At 64.9% G+C, this 18,898-nt stretch carries 21 protein-coding genes; 13 read left to right on the forward strand and 8 right to left on the reverse strand.

Annotated elements, in window-relative coordinates:
• Positions 1-10 precede the first annotated feature (10 nt).
• Both AC0QTX_RS03515 and AC0QTX_RS03520 read right to left on the reverse strand, forming a co-directional pair.
• Positions 11-1,279, reverse strand: coding sequence for a DNA polymerase IV (locus AC0QTX_RS03515; RefSeq protein ID WP_474602442.1), 1,269 nt, complete (start codon positions 1,277-1,279; stop codon positions 11-13).
• Positions 1,280-1,290: 11 nt separating this feature from the next.
• Positions 1,291-1,581: a DUF3572 domain-containing protein gene (locus AC0QTX_RS03520; protein ID WP_474602443.1), complete on the reverse strand. Its 291-nt coding sequence runs from the start codon at positions 1,579-1,581 to the stop codon at positions 1,291-1,293.
• 100 nt (positions 1,582-1,681) lie between these two features.
• On the opposite strand from AC0QTX_RS03520, the gene AC0QTX_RS03525 reads away from it, so the two are divergent.
• Entirely contained in the window at positions 1,682-2,065 is a 384-nt protein-coding gene (locus AC0QTX_RS03525) for a response regulator (protein ID WP_474602444.1), read from the forward strand.
• A 514-nt stretch (positions 2,066-2,579) separates the two neighbouring features.
• Complete coding sequence (locus tag AC0QTX_RS03530; RefSeq protein ID WP_474602445.1) at positions 2,580-4,421, forward strand: adenine deaminase; 1,842 nt, start codon at positions 2,580-2,582, stop codon at positions 4,419-4,421.
• A 213-nt stretch (positions 4,422-4,634) separates the two neighbouring features.
• Here the strand turns inward: AC0QTX_RS03530 and AC0QTX_RS03535 are convergent, their stop codons facing one another.
• The 5 genes from AC0QTX_RS03535 to AC0QTX_RS03555 form a co-directional block, all read right to left on the reverse strand.
• Positions 4,635-5,480 (reverse strand): alpha/beta hydrolase, encoded by an 846-nt coding sequence (locus AC0QTX_RS03535; protein ID WP_474602446.1) that lies wholly within the window; start codon positions 5,478-5,480, stop codon positions 4,635-4,637.
• A gap of 7 nt (positions 5,481-5,487) precedes the next feature.
• Complete coding sequence (locus AC0QTX_RS03540) at positions 5,488-6,609, reverse strand: FUSC family protein (protein ID WP_474602447.1); 1,122 nt, start codon at positions 6,607-6,609, stop codon at positions 5,488-5,490.
• 74 nt (positions 6,610-6,683) lie between these two features.
• Positions 6,684-6,866: a hypothetical protein gene (locus tag AC0QTX_RS03545; RefSeq protein ID WP_474602448.1), complete on the reverse strand. Its 183-nt coding sequence runs from the start codon at positions 6,864-6,866 to the stop codon at positions 6,684-6,686.
• Between the two features lie 70 nt (positions 6,867-6,936).
• Positions 6,937-7,311: an SPW repeat domain-containing protein gene (locus AC0QTX_RS03550; RefSeq protein ID WP_474602449.1), complete on the reverse strand. Its 375-nt coding sequence runs from the start codon at positions 7,309-7,311 to the stop codon at positions 6,937-6,939.
• Between the two features lie 10 nt (positions 7,312-7,321).
• Positions 7,322-7,585: a glutaredoxin family protein gene (locus AC0QTX_RS03555; RefSeq protein WP_474602450.1), complete on the reverse strand. Its 264-nt coding sequence runs from the start codon at positions 7,583-7,585 to the stop codon at positions 7,322-7,324.
• Between the two features lie 260 nt (positions 7,586-7,845).
• Between AC0QTX_RS03555 and AC0QTX_RS03560 the strand changes: the two genes are divergently transcribed.
• The gene (locus AC0QTX_RS03560; protein ID WP_474602451.1) at positions 7,846-8,112 is read left to right on the forward strand and encodes a hypothetical protein; all 267 of its coding nucleotides are present in this window, start codon (positions 7,846-7,848) and stop codon (positions 8,110-8,112) included.
• Positions 8,113-8,134: 22 nt separating this feature from the next.
• On the opposite strand, the gene AC0QTX_RS03565 is transcribed toward AC0QTX_RS03560, so the two are convergent.
• Positions 8,135-8,395, reverse strand: coding sequence for a hypothetical protein (locus tag AC0QTX_RS03565; protein WP_474602452.1), 261 nt, complete (start codon positions 8,393-8,395; stop codon positions 8,135-8,137).
• Positions 8,396-8,544: 149 nt separating this feature from the next.
• On the opposite strand from AC0QTX_RS03565, the gene AC0QTX_RS03570 reads away from it, so the two are divergent.
• The 10 genes from AC0QTX_RS03570 (at position 8,545) to AC0QTX_RS03615 (ending at position 18,894) form a co-directional block, all read left to right on the forward strand.
• Entirely contained in the window at positions 8,545-8,925 is a 381-nt protein-coding gene (locus tag AC0QTX_RS03570) for a response regulator (RefSeq protein WP_474602453.1), read from the forward strand.
• Entirely contained in the window at positions 8,922-9,557 is a 636-nt protein-coding gene (locus AC0QTX_RS03575) for an SGNH/GDSL hydrolase family protein (RefSeq protein WP_474602454.1), read from the forward strand. The genes AC0QTX_RS03570 and AC0QTX_RS03575 overlap by 4 nt, the downstream gene beginning before the upstream one ends.
• A gap of 200 nt (positions 9,558-9,757) precedes the next feature.
• On the forward strand, positions 9,758-10,318 hold the full coding sequence (locus tag AC0QTX_RS03580) for a hypothetical protein (protein ID WP_474602455.1): 561 nt from the start codon (positions 9,758-9,760) through the stop codon (positions 10,316-10,318).
• A gap of 449 nt (positions 10,319-10,767) precedes the next feature.
• Positions 10,768-12,711 (forward strand): methyl-accepting chemotaxis protein, encoded by a 1,944-nt coding sequence (locus tag AC0QTX_RS03585; protein ID WP_474602456.1) that lies wholly within the window; start codon positions 10,768-10,770, stop codon positions 12,709-12,711.
• 4 nt (positions 12,712-12,715) lie between these two features.
• Positions 12,716-14,164 (forward strand): chemotaxis protein CheW, encoded by a 1,449-nt coding sequence (locus AC0QTX_RS03590; RefSeq protein WP_474602457.1) that lies wholly within the window; start codon positions 12,716-12,718, stop codon positions 14,162-14,164.
• On the forward strand, positions 14,161-15,261 hold the full coding sequence (gene cheB, locus AC0QTX_RS03595) for a chemotaxis-specific protein-glutamate methyltransferase CheB (protein ID WP_474602458.1): 1,101 nt from the start codon (positions 14,161-14,163) through the stop codon (positions 15,259-15,261). The genes AC0QTX_RS03590 and cheB overlap by 4 nt, the downstream gene beginning before the upstream one ends.
• Positions 15,258-16,145 carry a CheR family methyltransferase gene (locus AC0QTX_RS03600; protein WP_474602459.1) on the forward strand — a complete coding sequence of 296 codons (888 nt, stop codon included), beginning with the start codon at positions 15,258-15,260 and terminating at the stop codon, positions 16,143-16,145. Before cheB ends, AC0QTX_RS03600 begins: the two co-directional genes overlap by 4 nt.
• Positions 16,138-18,144, forward strand: a complete 2,007-nt coding sequence (locus AC0QTX_RS03605) for a chemotaxis protein CheA (protein WP_474602460.1) — start codon at positions 16,138-16,140, stop codon at positions 18,142-18,144. The genes AC0QTX_RS03600 and AC0QTX_RS03605 overlap by 8 nt, the downstream gene beginning before the upstream one ends.
• Positions 18,141-18,410, forward strand: a complete 270-nt coding sequence (locus AC0QTX_RS03610; protein WP_474602461.1) for a hypothetical protein — start codon at positions 18,141-18,143, stop codon at positions 18,408-18,410. Before AC0QTX_RS03605 ends, AC0QTX_RS03610 begins: the two co-directional genes overlap by 4 nt.
• 100 nt (positions 18,411-18,510) lie before the next feature.
• Positions 18,511-18,894, forward strand: coding sequence for a response regulator transcription factor (locus tag AC0QTX_RS03615; protein WP_474602462.1), 384 nt, complete (start codon positions 18,511-18,513; stop codon positions 18,892-18,894).
• Positions 18,895-18,898 lie beyond the last annotated feature (4 nt).

Genomic DNA, 18,898 nt, shown 5'->3' on the forward strand with positions numbered 1-18,898 from the left:
CCCATACCAGCTAAGGCTTGCGCAGCACGATTCCCTTCTGAAGTGCACCCGCGCCGAACTTGTCGCGGATCTTGTCGATGGCGGCCTCCATATGGGCCTGCCGCACCACGGACTGGTCCGCAAGGTCGCCCTTGTCCGCATCCGCTGCATCGCACAGATCTGCGGCGCCGATCCCGATGAGGCGAAATGCGGTGCCGTCGCAGGAGGCCTTGAGGAGCTGGCGCGCGGGGTCGAAGAGGCGGGCGGCGAGCTGGGTCGGGGCGAGGCCGGAGCGGGTCCGGGTGAGCAGCCGGAAGTCCTTGTCCTTCAGCTTCAGGGTCACGCTGCGCCCGGCCAGGCCCGACTTCTTGAGGCGGCGCGAGACCTTCTCGGAGAGCCGCCAGAGGATCGGCTCCAGTTCGTCGAAAGACCGCAGGTCCGTTTCGAACGTGGTTTCCGCCGAGATGCTCTTGGTCTCCCGATCCGGCGTGACGCTCCTGTGGTCCTCGCCCCAGGCAAGCCGGGACAGGCGCTGCGAGTCGCGGCCCAGAGCCCCGAACAAGGTCTTCAGGTCCACGTCCCGCAGGTGGGCAATCTGCGTCACTCCCACCTTCGCGAGCCGTCCCTGAGCCGAGCTGCCGATGCCGGGAATGATCCCGACCGGCTTGTCGGCCAGGAAATCCGCGGCCTCCTCGCGCCCGATGATGGAGAAGCCCCGCGGCTTCTGGAGATCGGAGGCGATCTTGGCCAGGAACTTGTTGTAGGACAGCCCCACCGAGATCGAGATGCCGATCTCCTTCTCCACCTTGCGGGCGAAGCGGGCCAGCGTCAGGGCGGGGCTGCCGTGGTGCAGACGCTCCGTCCCGGTGAGATCCAGGAAGGCCTCGTCGATGGAGACCGGCTCCACCAGAGGCGTCAGCTCCAGCATGAGCTGACGCACCTCGCGGCCCGCCTTGCTGTACTTCTCTCGGTTCGGCTTGATCACCGTCGCGTGGGGGCAGAGCTTCAGCGCCTGGAACATCGGCATGGCGGAGCGCACCCCATAGGTGCGCGCCACGTAGCAGGCGGTCGACACGACGCCGCGCTTGCCGCCGCCGATGATCACCGGCTTGTCGGCAAGGCTCGGATCGTCCCGCTTCTCCACCGCGGCGAAGAAGGCATCGCAGTCCACATGCGCGATGGAGAGGCGGTCGCGCTCCCTGTGCCGGAGCAGGCGAGGGGACCCGCACGCCGTGCATCGTGCCGCCAGGGGGCTGGCGGCCAGCATCAGACAGTCACGGCAGAAGGGCGCGGCGCTCATGGGCGAAGAAGCTACTCGAATTCGGAGGGTGAGAGGGTCCAGCGGGCCCCCATGATGTGCTCGGGCTTGGTGTTCAGCTCCTTGGCCAGCGCGATCAGCAGCGGCTCGTCGGAGACCACGTAATCGAGGATGCCGGCGAAGAAGCCGGGAGACGAGGCGGCGGAGCGAATGGTGTCCGGCCCCAGGCCCGAGACGGCCAGGAACCGGCCGAGGCGCTCCTCGTCGCTGGTGATGAAGGAGAAGGCCCCCACTGCGACATTTTCGGCCTCCTCGCGGGTAACTCTTTTTAAGGGTGTGTTCATGCTGTCAGTTTGCATTTCATCAATAGGTTTGGACCTAACTATACCATCAGACGAAAAATTCGGGCCGGTGAAGTGCGTTTTGGGCCCCGGGAAAGCGCCAATGAAGAAGACCGTGCTCATTGTTGAGGATAACGAACTCAACATGAAGCTCTTCAACGATCTCCTCGAGGCCCATGGCTATGCGACCCTCAAGACCAGCCATGGCATCGAGGCCATGGAGCTGGCCCGGGCCCACAAGCCGGACCTGATCCTCATGGATATCCAGCTGCCCGAGGTTTCAGGCCTGGAAGTGACCCGCTGGCTCAAGGCGGACGAAGAGCTCAAGTCGATTCCCGTCATCGCAATCACGGCCTTCGCCATGAAGGGCGACGAGGAGCGGATCAGGGAAGGCGGCTGCGAAGCCTATATGTCCAAGCCGATCTCGGTGGCCAAGTTCATCGCAACCGTGAAGACTTACCTTGAGGCAGATGGCAAGCCTGGATAACTTGGGTTAACGGGTATCCGGACTGAATCCGCAGCTTCAGCAAGCCGATTCATCTCCTTGAGATACCTTGGCTTTAATTTTTTTGGGAAAATGCCGCTTTTTGGCCACATGGGCGCTTGCATCGCCCCGTGTTTCTTATACGTTCGTCAATAGTTTCCGCCCAGAGCGGAAGAAATGCCCTACGGATGCTCAGGTCCGCCGCATCTCCTGGGACTTCGTGGGCTCGGCCAGCCCGGGAGCAGATCGTTGCCTCCTCAACGCTGCTCCCGGCTGGCCACCAACTTTTCCAATAGGGCGCCGCAAGGCGCCTTTTATTTTGGCCAGCGTTCCGCACGGTCGGATTCGGTCCGAACCCCCGTTTCTTCAAACGAATCAGCTACTTTCTTTTAAGCCAAGCTTGTCCTTAAGGAAATATGCCCTTAGGGCAGACCCCCTAGGGGCAGGCTATCCATGATGCGGCTCTGGCCCAGCCCTGCTACCCTGGGAGGGCAGTTCTCAAACGGGATGAGGGATCATGGACCATCGCACACCTTCCTTGCCGCCCAAGACGGCGCTGACCCGCTTTTCCGTCGCCCCCCTGTCCACCATGACCCGGCGCATGGCCGATGTCGCGTCCGGCCGGGCGCCGGCCGATCTCGTGATCACCGGCGCCCGGGTGCTGTCCACCTACAGCGAGCGCACCGCGCAGGACAGGGAAGTCTGGATCGCCGGCGGACGCATCGCCGCCGTAAAGCCGGCCGGTTCCTACCGGCAGGTCGGGGGTGCGCCGGGCCGGGTTTACGATGCGAGGGGCGGCATCATCGCACCGGGCCTGGTCGATCCGCACATCCATATCGAGAGCAGCATGATCACGGCCTGCGCCTATGCGGAGGCGGCGCTGCTCAACGGCACCACCACGATCTTCTGCGACAGCCATGAGATCGGCAACGTGATGGATGCGGCCGGCATCGAGATGATGCTGGAAGATGCGCGGCATGCCCCCCTTTCCATCTTCCTCACAGTTCCCAGTACGGTTCCTGCGACCTCGCCGGATCTCGAGACGGCGGGCGGCGACCTCACGCCCGAGAAGATCGCCGCGCTCTTCGACCGCTGGCCCGAGGCGGCGGCGCTCGGGGAGAAGATGGATTTCGTGCCCGTAACGGCGGGGGACCCGCGCAGCCATGCGATCCTGGCAGCCGCCCTGGAGCGCGGAAAGTCGGTCTCGGGCCATATCTACGGGCGCGAGTTCGTGGCGGCCTATGCGGCGAGCGGCGTCACGGACACGCACGAGGCCATCGACCGGGACATCGCCGACGACCTGCTCGATGCGGGGATCTGGATCTTCCTGCGCGGCGGCCCGCCGACGACGCCGTGGCATTCGCTGCCCGAGGCGATCAAGACCATCACGGAACTCGGCTCCTGCCATAAGCGCATCTGCGTCTGCACGGATGATCGCGATGCGGACGATCTCATGATGTTCGGCATGGACTGGGTGACGCGCGAAGCGCGCCGTGCGGGCATGAGCCGTGAGCAGGCCTGGAGCATGGGCTCGCTGCATCCCGCCACGCGCTTTGCCATGGACGGTGAGATCGGCGGCCTCGGCGGAGGACGCCGGGCCGATCTCGTCCTGCTCAACGACGATCTCGAGGTGCAGAACACCTGGTATGGCGGGGAACTTGTGGTCGAGGCCAAGAAGATCACGCCTGTGCTCGATCAGGCCCTCTCCAACCGCTACCGCTATCCGGAGGAAGCCTATCGCACGGTGCATATCCCAAGCGTGCCGAAGCTGATCCCGGACCTGCTGACGGAAGCCTGCACGGCCAATGTGATCCGCGTGGCGCTGCCGGGCATCGTGCTCTTCCACGACAAGGTGCAGCTGCAGAAGGAGGAGAGCTGGGACGCTCTGCTCTCGAAGAACGGCCTCACCTTCGTTACCGTGATCGAGCGTCATGGCCGCACGGGCGGCAAGGGGGTTGCGCACGGACTGCTCAAGGATTTCGGCCTCAAGAGCGGCGCCGTGGCGAGCAGTGTCGGACACGACTCCCATAACGTCATCGTTGCGGGCACCAACGAGGCGGACATGCGCATCGCGCTCGAGACGCTCATCGAAGCCCAGGGCGGCGTCTGCGTGGTCGATCAGGGTAAGGTCGTGGCCATGGTGCCGCTGCCCATCGCGGGCCTTCTCTCGGACAAGCGCGTGACGGAAGTGGCCGAGGAGACCCGCGCCCTGAAAGTTGCGTGGGAGAGGGCCGGCTGCAAGATCCCCTATATGGGATTCAACCTGATCCCGCTCTCCGTGATCCCGGAGATCCGCATCACCGACAAGGGGCTGGTGCTGGTGCCGGAAATGGAACTCGTGCCGCTCTACGAAGGGTAGGATCGTCCCTCATCGTCATGGCCGGCCTTGTGCCGGCCATGACGATGCTGTGAAGCACGGCGCTTCAAGCAATCGAGATCACCGGCACAAGGCCGGTGATGAGGTGAGGAGGGTGGTCGGTCCTTTATGAGCCAAACTCTCAGGATGAGGACAATGCTTCTCAAAACGTAGATGGCCGGCCTTGTGCCGGCCATGACGGAATGCGGAACGAACTCACCGAAGCTTCTGCGGCGCAGCCTTTTCAAATTCCGCCAGCGCTTCGCGCATCGCAGCCGCGAAAGCGGGGTGCTGGTAGAGATCGTTGTGCCCCGCATCGGCGATCGTGCGATCGAGAACGAGATTGGGAATGACGCTCCGCAGGGGCTCGCTGCGGCGCGCCGGCACGATGGTGTCGCGACCTGCCGCAATCAGCGCCGTCGGCGTCTGCCGATCCTTCACCAGATCGATGGTCGGCATGTGATGGCGCAGGAGGAGGTCTGTGGGCGCCCAGGAGAAGTGCTCGCGCGCTAGGGCTTTCAGGGAGTCGAATGGTGTGACCAGGATCAAGCCTGCAAGCGTTCGGTGATGCGCCAGATAGGCCGCCACGCCGCTGCCGATGCTCAACCCCACGACCACCACCTGCCGGGGGCGCTCCCCCTCCAGATGATCGAAGATCGTCAGGGCATCCGCGAACAGCGCCCTTGCGCCCGGCGTGCCGCTGCTCGGCGGATAGCCCCGGTAGTGGAAGGCGATCACCTCATGGTCGGGAAAGAGGCCGTGCAGGGTGAGGGCGACCGCATCCGCATTCCAGGCATTGCCGCCGAAGCCGAGCAGGAGAGGCTTTGCGCCGGACTGGTTCCCGAGACGCACGCCGACCAGTCGGTCGCCATCGGGTGTCGTCAGTTCGAGGCGCTCGGCAGAAGGAGGAAGCGGAGGGCGGTTGGCGGCCGCCATCTGCGCGGGAAACAGCATCCTGGTCTGGAACAGGGCCGTGACGAGCACCAGGACCGCATAGAGAAGGGCAATGCCGAGAACGAGCGTGAGAAGCCACATGGGTGCCGACTTGGATGTTCGAGCCACAGGCACATCAACTCCCTGGAGCCGCTTTGGTGCGTCCCGTGGCCAGCTCGTCGGTGCGGGCCATGAGGTCGCTCAGGTTCTTCTGGAACTGCTCGAAGGCAAAACCCAGCGCGAACACGCGGCCGAACGCTTCTCTGGGAAGGTCGCGGACGAGCGCATCGGCGCGCAGCGCGTCCGCATCGCTGGTGAAAGCCTTCAGCGCCAAGCGAAAGGCCTCGGAATCCGGCGGCTTGGTGCGTCGCCGGAGGGCTTCCGCCAGATTCAGGAGCAGGGCGCGGGCGGCGTGATGCAGCGCCGTGAGGGAGGGCCTCAGCCTGTCCAGAACCGGCGCGGGCAGAGGGGTGGAGGCCGCGCGGCCGATCATCACGAGATCATGGCGCACCCGGTAGAGAGTGCGGATGAGCGGCTCGGGATCGGGAGCCTCGGTGAGGTGAGTTCGGCGCTCCCGCGCCGCCTCATCGGCGGCCGCTTCCGCCTTCTTCAGGGCTGAGCGGATCTGCGGATGGAGCTTCTGCAGGGCCGAGCGGCCTGACGGATCAGCCGTCAGTTCATCGATGAACACGGAGACGAGCTCCGCATTGAGCGTGACGACCTTGGCGGCCGCTTCCGTCATCAGGGTATGGGCCCGGGCGGGCAGCACGAATAGGGCGACGAGCACCCCTACGACGTTGCCGAGCGTGATCTCGAGCACCCGGTCGAAGGCTGACGCGAGCGGCCCGATCGCCTGTCCCACAGGCGGCAGGAGCATGATGAGGGACGTGATAGGCGCCACGCGAAACGCCGGCTTGACGGCCGCGAGGAGTGCCAAGGGAAACAGGGCCACGATGAGGGCGATCCCCAGGGTCGCTGCCGAACCATGCGGGACGAAGGCGGCGATCAGGCCGCCATAGACCGCTCCCGCCAGGGTGCCGCTGAACCGCTCGACGGCGGCCTTGAGAGAGCCTCCGACGCTCGCCTGCATTACGACGACGGCCGTGATGACGGCCCAGTAGCCTTGCGGCATCTGGAAGAAACGGGTGACGGCATAGGCAAGAACGCCGGCCACTGTGACCCGCAGCGCCAGCTTCAGATCCGCGCCCCGCGCGCCCACTCGATCGCCTGCCCGTTCGACCCACCCAGACAATGCCATGCGATTCTCCGAACGCCGAGCATAGAGGGTGGTTTACAGGATCTGCTACAGCGATGGCATCCGGACGAGAGGGCCTATCCGTGCGGCATGACCACGAGGCTCGATCCGCAATCGTCGCAGATGCCCAGGCTGGGCGACGCGATCATCTGTGTGGAGCGGCATTCCGGGCAGCCCTTCAGGGCCATTCTGAGGGATCCCACCATCAGGTGGGCGCTTTCACGATGGGCCTCACTTGCCTGCACGATGCTCTCGAACATGGCCGCCTCCCTTGTGGCGCCATGATGCTGCGCTTCCCCGGAATGCCCGTCAACGAAGCTTTCTGGGTATTCAGGCCGGTTCCCTGTGTCCGCTGGACAGAGCCGTCTCGAAGCGTGTGATCAAGCACGCCACGACGGAGAACAGACCGAAGAGAACGTGCGGCCAGAGCACCTGATCGGCAAAGCCGAACAGGAACGGCGAGGCCGCCAGTACGATGCCGCCGAGCCCGTCGAGGATCAGATGCATCGGCATTGGAAGGATCTTCAGGAGGCCGAGCTCGTAAGCGGTCAGAGCGGAATACAGGATCGCACCCGCGCCGAACACGATGGCGACCCATGTGGCGGCCGGCACATCCGCGAAGCCGAAAAGCCACGGGCTCGCCATGAGCGCAATGCCCCAAAGGTAGTCGATCACACCATGCATGAAGGTGGGGAGGAAGCGCATGATGAGGCTTTCAGGACCGGGCAGCGCCTTGAGCGCCGCCCATGTTCTGGTCGAGCCACTGAATGATGTCCCGGCTCTCCAGGATGGGCTCCCCATCGGCCACGAGGCAGGGCACCTGGGTCTTTCCGGTCAGCTGCTCGAGCCTGTCCTTCGCTCCTTCCGATTCATTGACTTCCATGAACGCGATCTGATCTTGCAGCCCGCGCTCTTCGATGAAATCGCGGACGCGGGCCGAATAGGGGCAGGCCCATTTGTGGATGAGTTCGAGCTTCAAGGTCTCGTCCTTTCGGGTGCTGTTACTTGAGGGAGCGACGGCGCCGGCGGAGCAGCGTAGCGATCCCGACGATGAGGGCGGACAGCAGGATGATCGTGCCGATCGTCATCAGCCAAATGGCGCCGCCCTCCATGGGGTCTCTCCCTCACGATCTGTTCGCCAACGTCGGCGGCGTCCCGCTGTTCCGTAAGGGGGCCGGTCTTGTGTAGGCACTCCCTCGCTCTACTTCGCCAGACTTCAGCGAAAGGGCATGGCGGCGCATGAGCAGGATCGAGTGGCGGCAGGATCGGGTGGCTGGCGTGCCGCTCAACCGCCATGTCGGCTTCGTCGGAGCCATCGAGGTCGGCAGCGTGGCCTACGACGGCAGCAACAGGTTCTGGATCTGGTCGACGCCTCTGCAGGAGGACATCTGGGGCTATGGGCCGACAGAGCAGGCCGCTAGGACCGCTCTCGAGTTGTGGCTGGCATCCTGGCTGGAGAACTTCCGGCCTTTCTTCCAGGCTGGCAGCGAGCCACCGCCAACCTGATTCACGTGGGATAAATGTGTGATCAGACCCGCGTGCTGCGGCCGCGGCCGAGGAAGTAGTAGAGCAGGGCCGCAATGACGACGACCGCGACGATGATCCAGAGCCAATCCATGCCTTCCCCTGCGGCAGCGCCCGGAGTGGCGCCCGTCGTCGTTCCCGACGGAGAGGTCGTTCCGCCGCCAGGGGTGCCAGGCGTTCCGCCCGGTGATGTCTGGGCCATGGCGATGGTGCTCCAGACAGTCAGCATCATGGTCAACAGGGATACCTTGAGCGTCTCGATCATCTGATCTCTCCTCGTCCCGACATCGGGCATAGGATCAACGTCCGCCCACGACACCACGTTCCGGGAGGGTGGGCAGAGACTGCGCCGGAACAAGGGCGGCGTCCCCAAGTTGTCGCGACACGCCTTCTTCTTGGGACAAGGAACGTGCGGTGCTTTCGCAAGACCAATTACCGTTGATCGTCTTGGTGGACGAGGAGCCGACCATCAGGCAGGCCGCCGCCCGCCATCTGCGGGAGGCTTCCTTCGAGGTCGTGGAGGCAGCGGATTCGGACGAGGCCCTGAAGCACCTGGAGGGTTCGTCCGCGGTCCATGGCCTCGTGACCGACGCCCACCTGCCCGGCGGGATCGATGGGCACGAGCTTGCCGGCTTGGCGCGCAAGCGCTGGCCGGACCTCGCGGTCGTCATGATGTCGGGCCATTCGGACGCCACCTCGGGCCCCGTGCCGCCGGGCGGCGAGTTCGTCGCCAAGCCCTATTTGACCACCCACCTGGTCCCAACCCTGAACCGGCTGCTGGGGAGAGGCGCATGACCCATGTGGTTCTGCTCGGCGACAGCATCTTCGACAACGGCGCCTATGTGCGGCCCGGCGAGCCGGATGTGATCAAGCAGGTCCAGGGGAAACTGCCAGGGGGCTGGAGAGCAACCCTCTGCGCCGTGGACGGGGCCGTCACGAGCGGGGTCCTGAGCCAGCTGTCCCGGGTGCCCTCGGATGCGAGCCATCTTGTCGTGAGCGTCGGCGGCAACGACGCCCTGCGGCACAGCGGGATCCTGCGCGAGGGGGCACGTTCGGTCGCCGAGGTGATCGGGCGATTTGCATCCGTACAGGACGAGTTTGCCCGCAACTACCGCGCCATGCTGGACCTCGTTCTCGAGCGGCGACTGCCGACCGCCGTCTGCACGATCTACGATGCCCGCTTTCCCGATCCCCAGGAGCAGCGTCTTGTCGTAACGGCGCTGTCGATCTTCAACGACGTCATCAGCCGCGAGGCTTTTGCCCGCAGGCTCCCCTTGGTCGACCTGCGTCTCATCTGCAACGAGCCGGACGACTACGCCAACCCCATCGAGCCTTCGGCGAAGGGCGGGGACAAGATCGCCGCGGTGATCGCCCAGGTCGTGGCCGGGAATACCATTTTTCCACGCTCGCAGGTTTATGCACGCTGAGAGACTGAGCCCGCGAGAGCGAGGAAGTTGATGCATCGACCGCCCCTGTTGCTTCCGGCCTCGAGCATTTCTGAACAAATTGTCAGAAATCTCTGTTTTCAAAGGAAAAGCAGCGTTTGTCGGCTAAGCTGCGAACCAAATCTCAAGTTCTGAATTGATTTTACATTGAAGGGTATTTGCCGCTTCTCACGAGGTCGACCATGAAGAAGTTCGCATTACTGGCAAGTGTTGCCATCATCTCTGTCGGGAGCATCGGAACGGCTGACGCCCAATATCGACGTCACCGCGGCGGCTGGGATCGGGGCGGAGCGGTTGCCGCCGGCCTGATCGGCGGCGCCGTTCTCGGCGGGTTGCTCACCGCGGCTGCCACTCCCTCCTACGCCTATCCGGGCTATGGCTACTATCCCTACGGCGCTCCGGCCTACGGCTATCGTTCCAGCTACAGCTACGGCTACGGTTATCCGGCGGCCTATCCGGCCTACAGCTACCCGGCTTATGGCTATTACTCGGCACCCGTGACCCGGGTGGTCTACCGGCCGGCCCCTGTCTATCGGACCCAGGTGGTCTATCGCGAGCCGCGTGTCGTGAACCGGGTCGTATACCGCGAGCCGCGCTACCGCACCCGAGTCGTTTACCGTGATGGCGACCGTCCCCGCGTCGTGCGCGCCATCCGCCGGGACGTGGTGAACACCGGCTCCATCTGGCGCGAGCGCCAGAACGACCGTGTCCGCCGTATGGAGGATATGCGCTCAAGCCGCTGAAGCCTGGTGAGCAGCCCGGTCGGGCTGCTTCTCCATGCGCGATGGAAGATCAAAAACCGCCCTCCCGGGGGCGGTTTTTGCATGAGCCGTCCTGCGGGATCCTGGGCTGGAGCCCGCTCGGCAGCTAGGCATGGCGGTATCGCAACCGGGATGAAAATCACCACCTGTAACGTCATCCTCGAGGAGGCAGCCTGACGAACAGAGGCAACAGCAGCCTCCGGCCCAACCCAGGTGCCTCAGCAGAAACGGCTCTCGATTGAGAGGTTTCAGGGCCGCTGCGGAAGCCTGAGCTTCTTTGTCGGGGAGCAATCCATCCGGCGCCTTGCTTGGCCGATCCAGGGGCATATAAATCACAAGCATTCTTCGCCCATTTCGACTAAGCCAAGGGTCGGCTTCTTGGTCGAGGCGGCGCGGCCTGACACTCTTTCGATAAATCTCAAGGGATCCCAATGGCATTGGTCAAGACGTCCGCACTGGCGGACAGGGGTGGCTCACGATCGCCGGGCGACGAGGGAAGTCCTCAGGGGGCTCAGTCTCCCGCACGAGGAGCGGCGTCCCAGCGGCGGACCCTTGAGCGTGTCAGAGCCAGGCAGCAGAAGGCCGCAGAACGCATCGGCGCCGCTACTGAGGAACTGGCGAGCGGTGTGACGGAGGCATCATCGGCAGCCGAGGAGTTGCGTCGCGCCATGGAGCAGATCGCCACCGGAGCCGAAGAGGCGGCCGGTGCCTCCCAGCAGTCGCTCTCGGCGATCGTGAGTTTGGGTGCCTCGTTCTCCGAAGCCCGGACGCATGCCGAGTCCGCGCGAGCCAAAACCACCAGCCTCCGGACACTTCTGATCGAAACCGGAGCTCAGATCGACACCTCCGTGGCTGCCGTCGCAGCCAACGCGGCACGCCAGAGGGCCATGGTCGACATCGTGTCTCTCCTGGAGAGCCAGGCCACCCAGATCGGAGAGATCACCCGCGTGGTCGGCGATGTGTCCGACCAGACCAACCTTCTGGCGCTGAATGCAGCCATCGAGGCGGCGAGGGCCGGGGAGAACGGGCGCGGTTTTGCCGTTGTGGCCGACGAGGTGCGGGCTCTCGCCGGCACCTCGGAGAGAAGTGCGCAGGACATCCAGACCCTGGCAGAAGGCATCGCCGGGGAGGTGCGGTCGGTTGCGGAGAAGATCAGGACGGCGGCCGAAACCGCCTCCGGCGAGGCTCAGATCGGTCGCGCCGTGGTCACTGCCCTGGACAAGATCCGGTCCGATGTTGCCCTCCTGGCCGAGGGCAGCCAGTCCATTCTTGTTGCAGCCGTCGAGGCGGAGGCGGCCATCCGCGAGGCGCAGCGTGGGGCCGAGCAGGTCGCCAGCGCCGCCGAGGAGCAGGCTGCCGCCGCAGCTGAAGCCCAGCGGGCTGTGCAGCAGCAGAGTGTGGCGCTGGACCAGAGCCAGCAGACCGCTCAGGCCCTTGCCGCCCTGGCGGACGACCTGCAGGGAAATACGGCGGGATCCTCCAGCGCCGAGCAGGTCGGATCGGCCGCCGAGGAACTGTCGGCAGCCATTCAGGAACTCTCGGGAGCCGCCGGCGAGATCATGACGGCTGTCGATCAGATCAGCCGGGGCGCGCAGATGCAGGCCGCGGCCACGCATCAGGCCAACGTCGCCGTGCAGCAGATCGAGCGCGCAACGGCCGCCTCGCGGGATGTTGCCACCGCGGCCGTCGAGCGCATCGGGATCCTGGCAGCCGACCTGGAGGACAACCGCACCGCGACCATGCGACTGGTCTCAGGGGTTGAGGATGGCTTGCGGGAGACCCGGGCGGTCATCGGATTGATGGGAGGCCTGGACGAGTCCAGCAGACGCATCGAGAAGATCGTCGATGGCATCGCCCTCGTGGCCGTGCAGACCAACATGCTGGCCGTGAGCGGCTCCATCGAGGCTGCACGGGCCGGTGAGGCAGGGCGCGGCTTTGCCATCGTGTCCGGGGATATTCGCAATCTGGCTCGCGATGCCTCCGAGAATGCCGACCGCATCAAGGACGTGGTCCGCCAGATCCGCGACCAGATCATCATGGTCCGGCGCGACCTGGAGCAGAGCGCCGCCATAGCCGAAGCGGAGGCTACCAAGAACGCCCTGGTGGCCGAAAGACTGGGGGCCGTGGAGGCCGACGTCGGCGCCCTCCGTCAGGGCAGCGCCGCCATCCTGTCCGGCTCTGAGACGATCCTGACGGCGGTGCGCGAGCTTCGGCTTGGCGCGGAGCAGGTCGCAGCGGTGGCCGAGGAGGCCGGAAGTGCTGCCGCGCAGGCCGCCGCCGCGGCACGCCAGCAGGCGCGGGGAGCCGAGGACCTGGCGGCAGCCATCGAGGAGATCGCCTCCCTGGCTGACGAACTCCAGATGGTGGAGGCGTGAGACCATGACCGGGGCGGCCCCTTCGGCTGTCGAGCAGTCGTTCCTGACGGTGCATGTGGGCGACGAGCGCTTCGCCCTGCCGGCGTCCGATGTGGCCGAGGTGATCCGGCCTCCGGCCGTGACCCGCGTCCCGCTAGGTCCGCCAAGCCTGCTCGGAGTGGCTAACCTGCGAGGCGCCGTGATGCCGGTGGTGTCGCTGCACAGCCTTCTCGGGCGTGAGGGCATTTCCTCCTCGCAGGGGCGCGTGGTCGTGATCGATCGCGGCACTCCGGTGGGGCTCCTGATCGACAGGGTTGCGTCTCTAGGGGCAGCGACGAACGATGATGTCAATGGAGAGGCATCTGCGCAGCGGATCGATCTGGAGACGCTTCTGGCTAAGGACTTCGGCGGCCTCATCCGCCGGGGGCAGCACAAACAGTTTGCCGCCCCTCAAATGCTTCGGGAGCAGGCCGCTGCCGATAGCCATGACATTGCCCTCGTGTGCTTCGCCGTGGCAGGGCAGGATTTCGCGCTCCCCCTCACGTCGGTCCATGAGGTGGTGGCGCTTCCGGATGACATCGCGGCTGTTCCCCAGACGGATGGAGTCATGCTCGGCGTGATGACCCTGCGCCGACACCTGCTTCCGCTGGTTTCACTTCACGGACTTCTTGGTCTTAAGACCGGCGTACATGGGAACGGCAGATCCCGGGTCGTCGTGGCGCGGATCGGGCAGGGGCTGGTGGGCCTTGCCATCGATGGCATGAGGGAGATTCTGCGCGTCTCCCCCCATATGATTGATCCCGTCCCGATCATCCTCACGCGGGGACAGGCCGAGGCCCAGATCCAAGGCATCTGCCGACTCGAGGGCGGACAGAGGCTGGTCTCGATCCTGTCAACGGAGCATCTGTTCCGCGACCAGACATCGGTCGAGCGGATTTCGCCTCAAACGGAGGAGAGCCACGACATGGACGCAGCCGATGGATTGTCGACTGCCGGCGAACAGTTCATCGTCTTTCAGCTCGGTGGCGAGGAATACGGGCTGCCCATCGCGGCCGTCGACGAGGTGGTGCGCGTACCTGATGCCCTGACGCGGCTGCCCAGGGCTGCCGCCTTCATCGACGGGGTCATGAACCTGCGGGGCCGCGTCGTTCCGGTCATCGACCAGCGCCGCCGGTTCAAGTTCGGCAAGCAGGGGGAGAGGCGGCGGGAACGCATCATAGTCGTCAGAATTGACCACATGACCGCCGGCTTCGTCGTCGACGGCGTGTCGGAGGTGCTCAAGATCCCCCAGAGCCAGCTTCGCCCGACCCCCGACCTCGCCGCGGACGGAAGCCAGGTCATCGATCGCATTGCCAATATCGAGGTTGAAGGGAGAATGATCCTCCTTCTCAACCCGCGCGAACTGCTGAACCGTGCAGAAAAGGATCTGCTCGCAGCGATGGGCGACGGTGATGCGGAGCAACCCGCTTCGTGATCCGGCTGCTCATCGTCGATGACTCTCCCCTGATGCGACGTCTCCTCGGCGGTGTCTTCACGGACGAGGGAGATTTCGAGATCGCCTTCGCCCGCAACGGCGTCGAGGCCCTGGAGCAGCTGAGCGCTTTCAAGCCGGACGTGATCACCCTTGATGTGAACATGCCCGAGATGGATGGCCTTGCCTGCCTCGACCGCATCATGCTGGAGAGGCCCTGCCCGGTGGTGATGGTCTCATCCCTCACCGAAGCAGGTGCGAGCATCACGCTGGAAGCCTTCGGTCTGGGAGCGGTCGACTTCATCACGAAGCCTGATCGTGCGGTCTCTCTCGAGATGGAAACCCTTGCGCCCCAACTTGTCGAGAGGGTCAGGGCGGCGTCGAAGGCCCGTCTGCCGAGCAGCTTGCGACTGGCTGAACGCGTGCGGCTGCGCAGCGGGCTGGCAAACCAGGCACCGGTTGCCGCGCCACGAAGGCGCATGGCTTCCCCACCGGCGAAGCGACCAATCAAGGCCGCGCCCGCCCTTGGAGTCGTGCTGATCGGAACCTCCACCGGGGGACCGCCGGCATTGGATGCTCTGCTGTCCCGGGTGCCCGCGGACTTTCCCTGGCCGATCGTGGTGGCTCAGCACATGCCGGGCTCGTTCACGGGGCCCTTGGCGCGCCGGCTCGACAAGCTATGCGCCCTTGCCGTGACGGAAGTGACCCATGCAATGCCGCTCGCGCCAGGCAACGTCTATATCGGCAAGGGGGATGCGGACGTCATCATCAGCCTTCGACCGGACGGTCCCGTGGTGATGGCGGCCCCTTCGCTGCCGGAGCATCGCTGGCATCCGAGCGTGGATCGGCTGGTCGACAGCGCCATGCAGCACTTTTCGCCCGAGAGCCTGATCGGCGTGCTGATGACCGGGATGGGCAGTGACGGGGCCGAGACCATGGCCAGGCTCCGCGAGAACGGCGGCCGCACCATTGCGGAAGCGGAAGAGAGTGCGGTCGTCTGGGGCATGCCCGGCGAACTGGTTCGTCGCGGTGGCGCCGAGGTCGTCGCGCCTCTGGAGCGGATTGCCGACCGGATCCTGAGCATGGTTGGGCGCTCATGAGCAGAACTCCCGGCGCGACGGACAAGACCGCCAACACCCGTAAGGCGCGCGCGCTCTCCGCCGATGAGCTCCGTCATCTCTGCACCTTTCTTTATCGCCGCACCGGGATGAACTTCGGAGAAAGCAAGCGCTACTACATCGAAAGACGTGTCGCCGACAGAATGGCGGCAACCGGGATGCGTCCTTTCCCGGTCTATCTCTCCCATCTCGAAACCGACGAGAGCGAAGTCGAGCACCTGATCAACATCTTCACGGTCAATGAAACCTATTTCTACCGGGAGGAGCACCAGCTGCGTTGTCTGAGCCGCTCGCTCCTGCCGGGCATCGTGCAGAACAAGAAGCCGGGCGACCTCGTGCGGATCTGGTCCGTGCCCTGCTCGAGCGGCGAGGAGCCCTATTCGATCGCCATCTGGCTCCTCGAGAACTGGCCCCTGGTCGACGCGTATCACATCGAGATCGTCGGCTCCGACATCGATACGCGGGTGCTGCTGGAGGGGCAGGCGGGACATTATGGCGAGCGGGCCCTTTCGCGCCTGCCGCCGGATGTTGTCGAGCGCTACTTCGAACCGGCCCGGGACGGGCAGCGGCAACTGATCCAGGATCTGCGGGAATCCGTGAAGTTCACGTCGGCCAATCTCATCGATACTCCATCCGTCGCCGCGCAGGGCCGGTTCGATATCGTTTTCTGCCGAAACGTCCTGATCTATTTCGACGATGCTTCGCGCCTCCTGGCGGCAAACAATCTCTACAACTCCCTGCACCCGGGAGGGTACATCTGCCTCGGCCATACCGAGTCGATGACCCGGATCTCGAAACGTTTCGATCTTCGCCGCTTCGAGGATGCGATCGTCTACCAGCGGCCAGGGAGTGACCGCGATGGATGATCTCCTTCAGCACTTCATCGTCGAGGCACACGAGCTGATCCAGCAGGCTACGGACGACCTCCTCGCCCTGGAGCGCGAGCCTGGCCGGGCCGCACACCTGGACAGCGCCTTTCGGGCCGTACACACGCTCAAGGGGTCGGTCGGCCTGTTCGACTTCGCCCCGATGGGGCTTGCTCTGCACGCGGCCGAGGATCTGCTGGGAGCCCTCAGGGCCGGCGAGGGGCGCATCGATGGCGACGTGATCGACAGCCTCCTTGAATGCATCGGCCAGACGGAGCGTTGGGTCGTCACGATCGAGCAGACGGGTCAACTGCCGTTGGATGCTGCCGAGGAAGGATATCGCCTGGCACGGCTGCTGCGGTCGCAGCTCGATGATGGTCCCGCCAGTGCAGCTTCCGCAATTCCCGAGGAGGACATGAATTGGATCGGGGAGCTGATGGCCCGGGCCCATGTTCCGGCACCATCGGGGCCACACGGCAAACCTCTCGTGGCTGTCCGGTACACGCCGCGTGCTGATTGCTTCTTCGCCGGCGACGACCCGATCGCACTGCTGCGCTCAGTGCCGGAGCTTGTGGCCGTCCGCCTCTCCAGCCTGGATCCGTGGCCCCCTGCGGCAGAGATCGATCCGTTCGTCTGCAATCTCAGGATCGAGGCGCTTTCCGGTGCGGGGCTCGATGCGGTGAAGGCCGCATTCCGCTTTGTCCCGGATCAGGTGACGATCCATGAGATCGCTCAGGGTCCTGGCGATCGTGCTCTCGCGGCGGAAGCGGCCGATGAGGCTGTAGGGCCGGCCGTAGGCACCGCGGCAGGAGCCAGCGCGCGGATGCTCCGGGTCGATGCGGCGCGGATCGACCGGTTGGCGGACCTTGTCGGTGAGATGGTCGTCGCCAAGAACGCCTTGGCGCACGCCTTGGCGCACTTGGCGGCCCGCACGGGCGACGGATTTGACGGCAAGGATCTTGCCCACGGCCTGCTCGCGAGCCAAGCTGCCATCGACCGTCTCGTGGCTGAGATGCACAGGGCCGTCATGGATGTCCGCATGATGCCCATGAGGGACATCTTCCGGCGCTTTCCCCGTGCCGTTCGCGATATCGCAGGTCAGCTGGGCAAGGCCATCGACTTCTCCATGGACGGGGAGGATGTGGAAGCAGACAAGGCGGTTGTGGAAGGCCTGTTCGAGCCTCTGCTCCATGTTCTGCGCAATGCGGTCAGTCATGGCGCCGAACCGGTAGAACTGCGTCTGGAGGCCGGGAAGCCTCCTAGAAGCAGGATCGTTCTCCGGGCCCGTCGCAATGGCGAGCGGGTCGTGGTTGAGGTCGAGGATGACGGTCGCGGCATCGATCCTGCCGCGATCCGGCGGGCTGCAGCCGAGCGCGGCGTTGCCTCGGCCGATGATCTCGAGCGCATGAGCGATGCCGAGGCCGTTGAGCTGATCTTTGCCCCTGGTTTCTCGACGGCCTCAGAGGTGACGGACCTGTCGGGCCGGGGGGTCGGCATGGATGCCGTGCGCTCCGCCGTGGAGCGCCTGGGGGGGCTGGCCAGCGTTCGAAGCTCACGGGGCCGGGGCACGACGGTTCACATCTCCCTGCCTCTGACGGTCGTCATGACCCAGGTGATGGCTGTCAGGGTCGGTGGAGAGCTCTATGGCATTCCCCTCGACGGGATCGTCGAGACGGCTTTCGTGCCGGCCTCCCGCATCGTTCCTGTCCGGGATGCCGAAGCCTTCGTTCTGCGTGACAGGACGTTGCCGTTGGTCAGGCTCGCCGACCTGCTGGACATCCCGCGTGCGTCAGAGCCGCGTTCAGGGATGAAGGTGGTGGTGATGACGATGGGCGACGAGCTGGTCGGGATTGCCGTGGACGGGTTCGCTGAAAGAATGGACGTTCTGATGCGGCCCATGACGGGGATCTTGGCCGGCATGCCTGGTGTCATGGGCACAACCCTCCTGGGCGACGGCAGCGTTCTCATGATTCTCGACATCCCGGAGCTGATCGGATGAGCGTGCGCCGCGACGGCAATGTCATCGTTCTGGAGGGAGCATGCCGCGTCGAGGACGCGGAACCCTTGCTCGGGTGGCTTCAGGCAGATACAGGCCTCACGGTCGACCTGACCGAAGCGGAACATCTTCACACGGCCGTTCTTCAGGTCCTGATGGCTCTGAGGCCGGCCCTCAGGGGAACCGCCAGGGATGCTTTCATCCGAGAATGGCTTACCCCGGCTTTGTCGGAGCCAGACCCCGTGGGCATGGCTCCCCATGAGGGCTGAGCGGTTGTCATTCTCCTGGCATACTCTAAAAGAGGCGAATAGCCTTCCTCCAAACAGATCCGGTCGTTCCGGGCGGACTTTCCCCTAGCGGAGTACCTGAGTGGCGATAACCGTTCTGATCGTCGACGACAGCAAGCTGGCTCGCATTGTCGCAGGCAAGACCCTGGCGGCTTTGCAGCCCGAATGGGAGAAGGTCGAGGCCGGCAATGCTCACGAGGCCCTCAACATTCTCAGCGAGCGGAAGATCGACGTATCCATGATCGACTTCAACATGCCGGAGAAGGACGGGCTCGAACTGGCGTCCGAGATCCGCTCCACCTACCCGACGATGCCGATTGCGGTGATCACCGCCAACATTCAGGACGAGGTGATCGCCCGGGCCAGGGAGGTGAATGCCACCTTTGTCAGCAAGCCTCTCACGGAGGAGGGCCTGAGAGGGTTCATCTCCGGAGCGGCCCTGCGCCTGCGGGCAGGCGGCGCGTAGCGAT

Source organism: Microvirga sp. jy35 (assembly GCF_056148915.1).

What these genes read in the sequence shown, in the direction of transcription:
- AC0QTX_RS03530 (WP_474602445.1), top strand. Translation starts at nt 2,580, where the DNA reads ATGGACCATCGCACACCTTCCTTGCCGCCCAAGACGGCGCTGACCCGC.
- AC0QTX_RS03585 (WP_474602456.1), top strand. Translation starts at nt 10,768, where the DNA reads ATGGCATTGGTCAAGACGTCCGCACTGGCGGACAGGGGTGGCTCACGA.
- AC0QTX_RS03525 (WP_474602444.1), top strand. Translation starts at nt 1,682, where the DNA reads ATGAAGAAGACCGTGCTCATTGTTGAGGATAACGAACTCAACATGAAG.
- AC0QTX_RS03600 (WP_474602459.1), top strand. Translation starts at nt 15,258, where the DNA reads ATGAGCAGAACTCCCGGCGCGACGGACAAGACCGCCAACACCCGTAAG.
- AC0QTX_RS03605 (WP_474602460.1), top strand. Translation starts at nt 16,138, where the DNA reads ATGGATGATCTCCTTCAGCACTTCATCGTCGAGGCACACGAGCTGATC.
- AC0QTX_RS03540 (WP_474602447.1), bottom strand. Translation starts at nt 6,609, where the DNA reads ATGGCATTGTCTGGGTGGGTCGAACGGGCAGGCGATCGAGTGGGCGCG.
- AC0QTX_RS03565 (WP_474602452.1), bottom strand. Translation starts at nt 8,395, where the DNA reads ATGATCGAGACGCTCAAGGTATCCCTGTTGACCATGATGCTGACTGTC.
- AC0QTX_RS03520 (WP_474602443.1), bottom strand. Translation starts at nt 1,581, where the DNA reads ATGAACACACCCTTAAAAAGAGTTACCCGCGAGGAGGCCGAAAATGTC.
- AC0QTX_RS03610 (WP_474602461.1), top strand. Translation starts at nt 18,141, where the DNA reads ATGAGCGTGCGCCGCGACGGCAATGTCATCGTTCTGGAGGGAGCATGC.
- AC0QTX_RS03580 (WP_474602455.1), top strand. Translation starts at nt 9,758, where the DNA reads ATGAAGAAGTTCGCATTACTGGCAAGTGTTGCCATCATCTCTGTCGGG.
- AC0QTX_RS03560 (WP_474602451.1), top strand. Translation starts at nt 7,846, where the DNA reads ATGAGCAGGATCGAGTGGCGGCAGGATCGGGTGGCTGGCGTGCCGCTC.
- AC0QTX_RS03590 (WP_474602457.1), top strand. Translation starts at nt 12,716, where the DNA reads ATGACCGGGGCGGCCCCTTCGGCTGTCGAGCAGTCGTTCCTGACGGTG.
- AC0QTX_RS03515 (WP_474602442.1), bottom strand. Translation starts at nt 1,279, where the DNA reads ATGAGCGCCGCGCCCTTCTGCCGTGACTGTCTGATGCTGGCCGCCAGC.
- AC0QTX_RS03545 (WP_474602448.1), bottom strand. Translation starts at nt 6,866, where the DNA reads ATGTTCGAGAGCATCGTGCAGGCAAGTGAGGCCCATCGTGAAAGCGCC.
- AC0QTX_RS03575 (WP_474602454.1), top strand. Translation starts at nt 8,922, where the DNA reads ATGACCCATGTGGTTCTGCTCGGCGACAGCATCTTCGACAACGGCGCC.
- AC0QTX_RS03550 (WP_474602449.1), bottom strand. Translation starts at nt 7,311, where the DNA reads ATGCGCTTCCTCCCCACCTTCATGCATGGTGTGATCGACTACCTTTGG.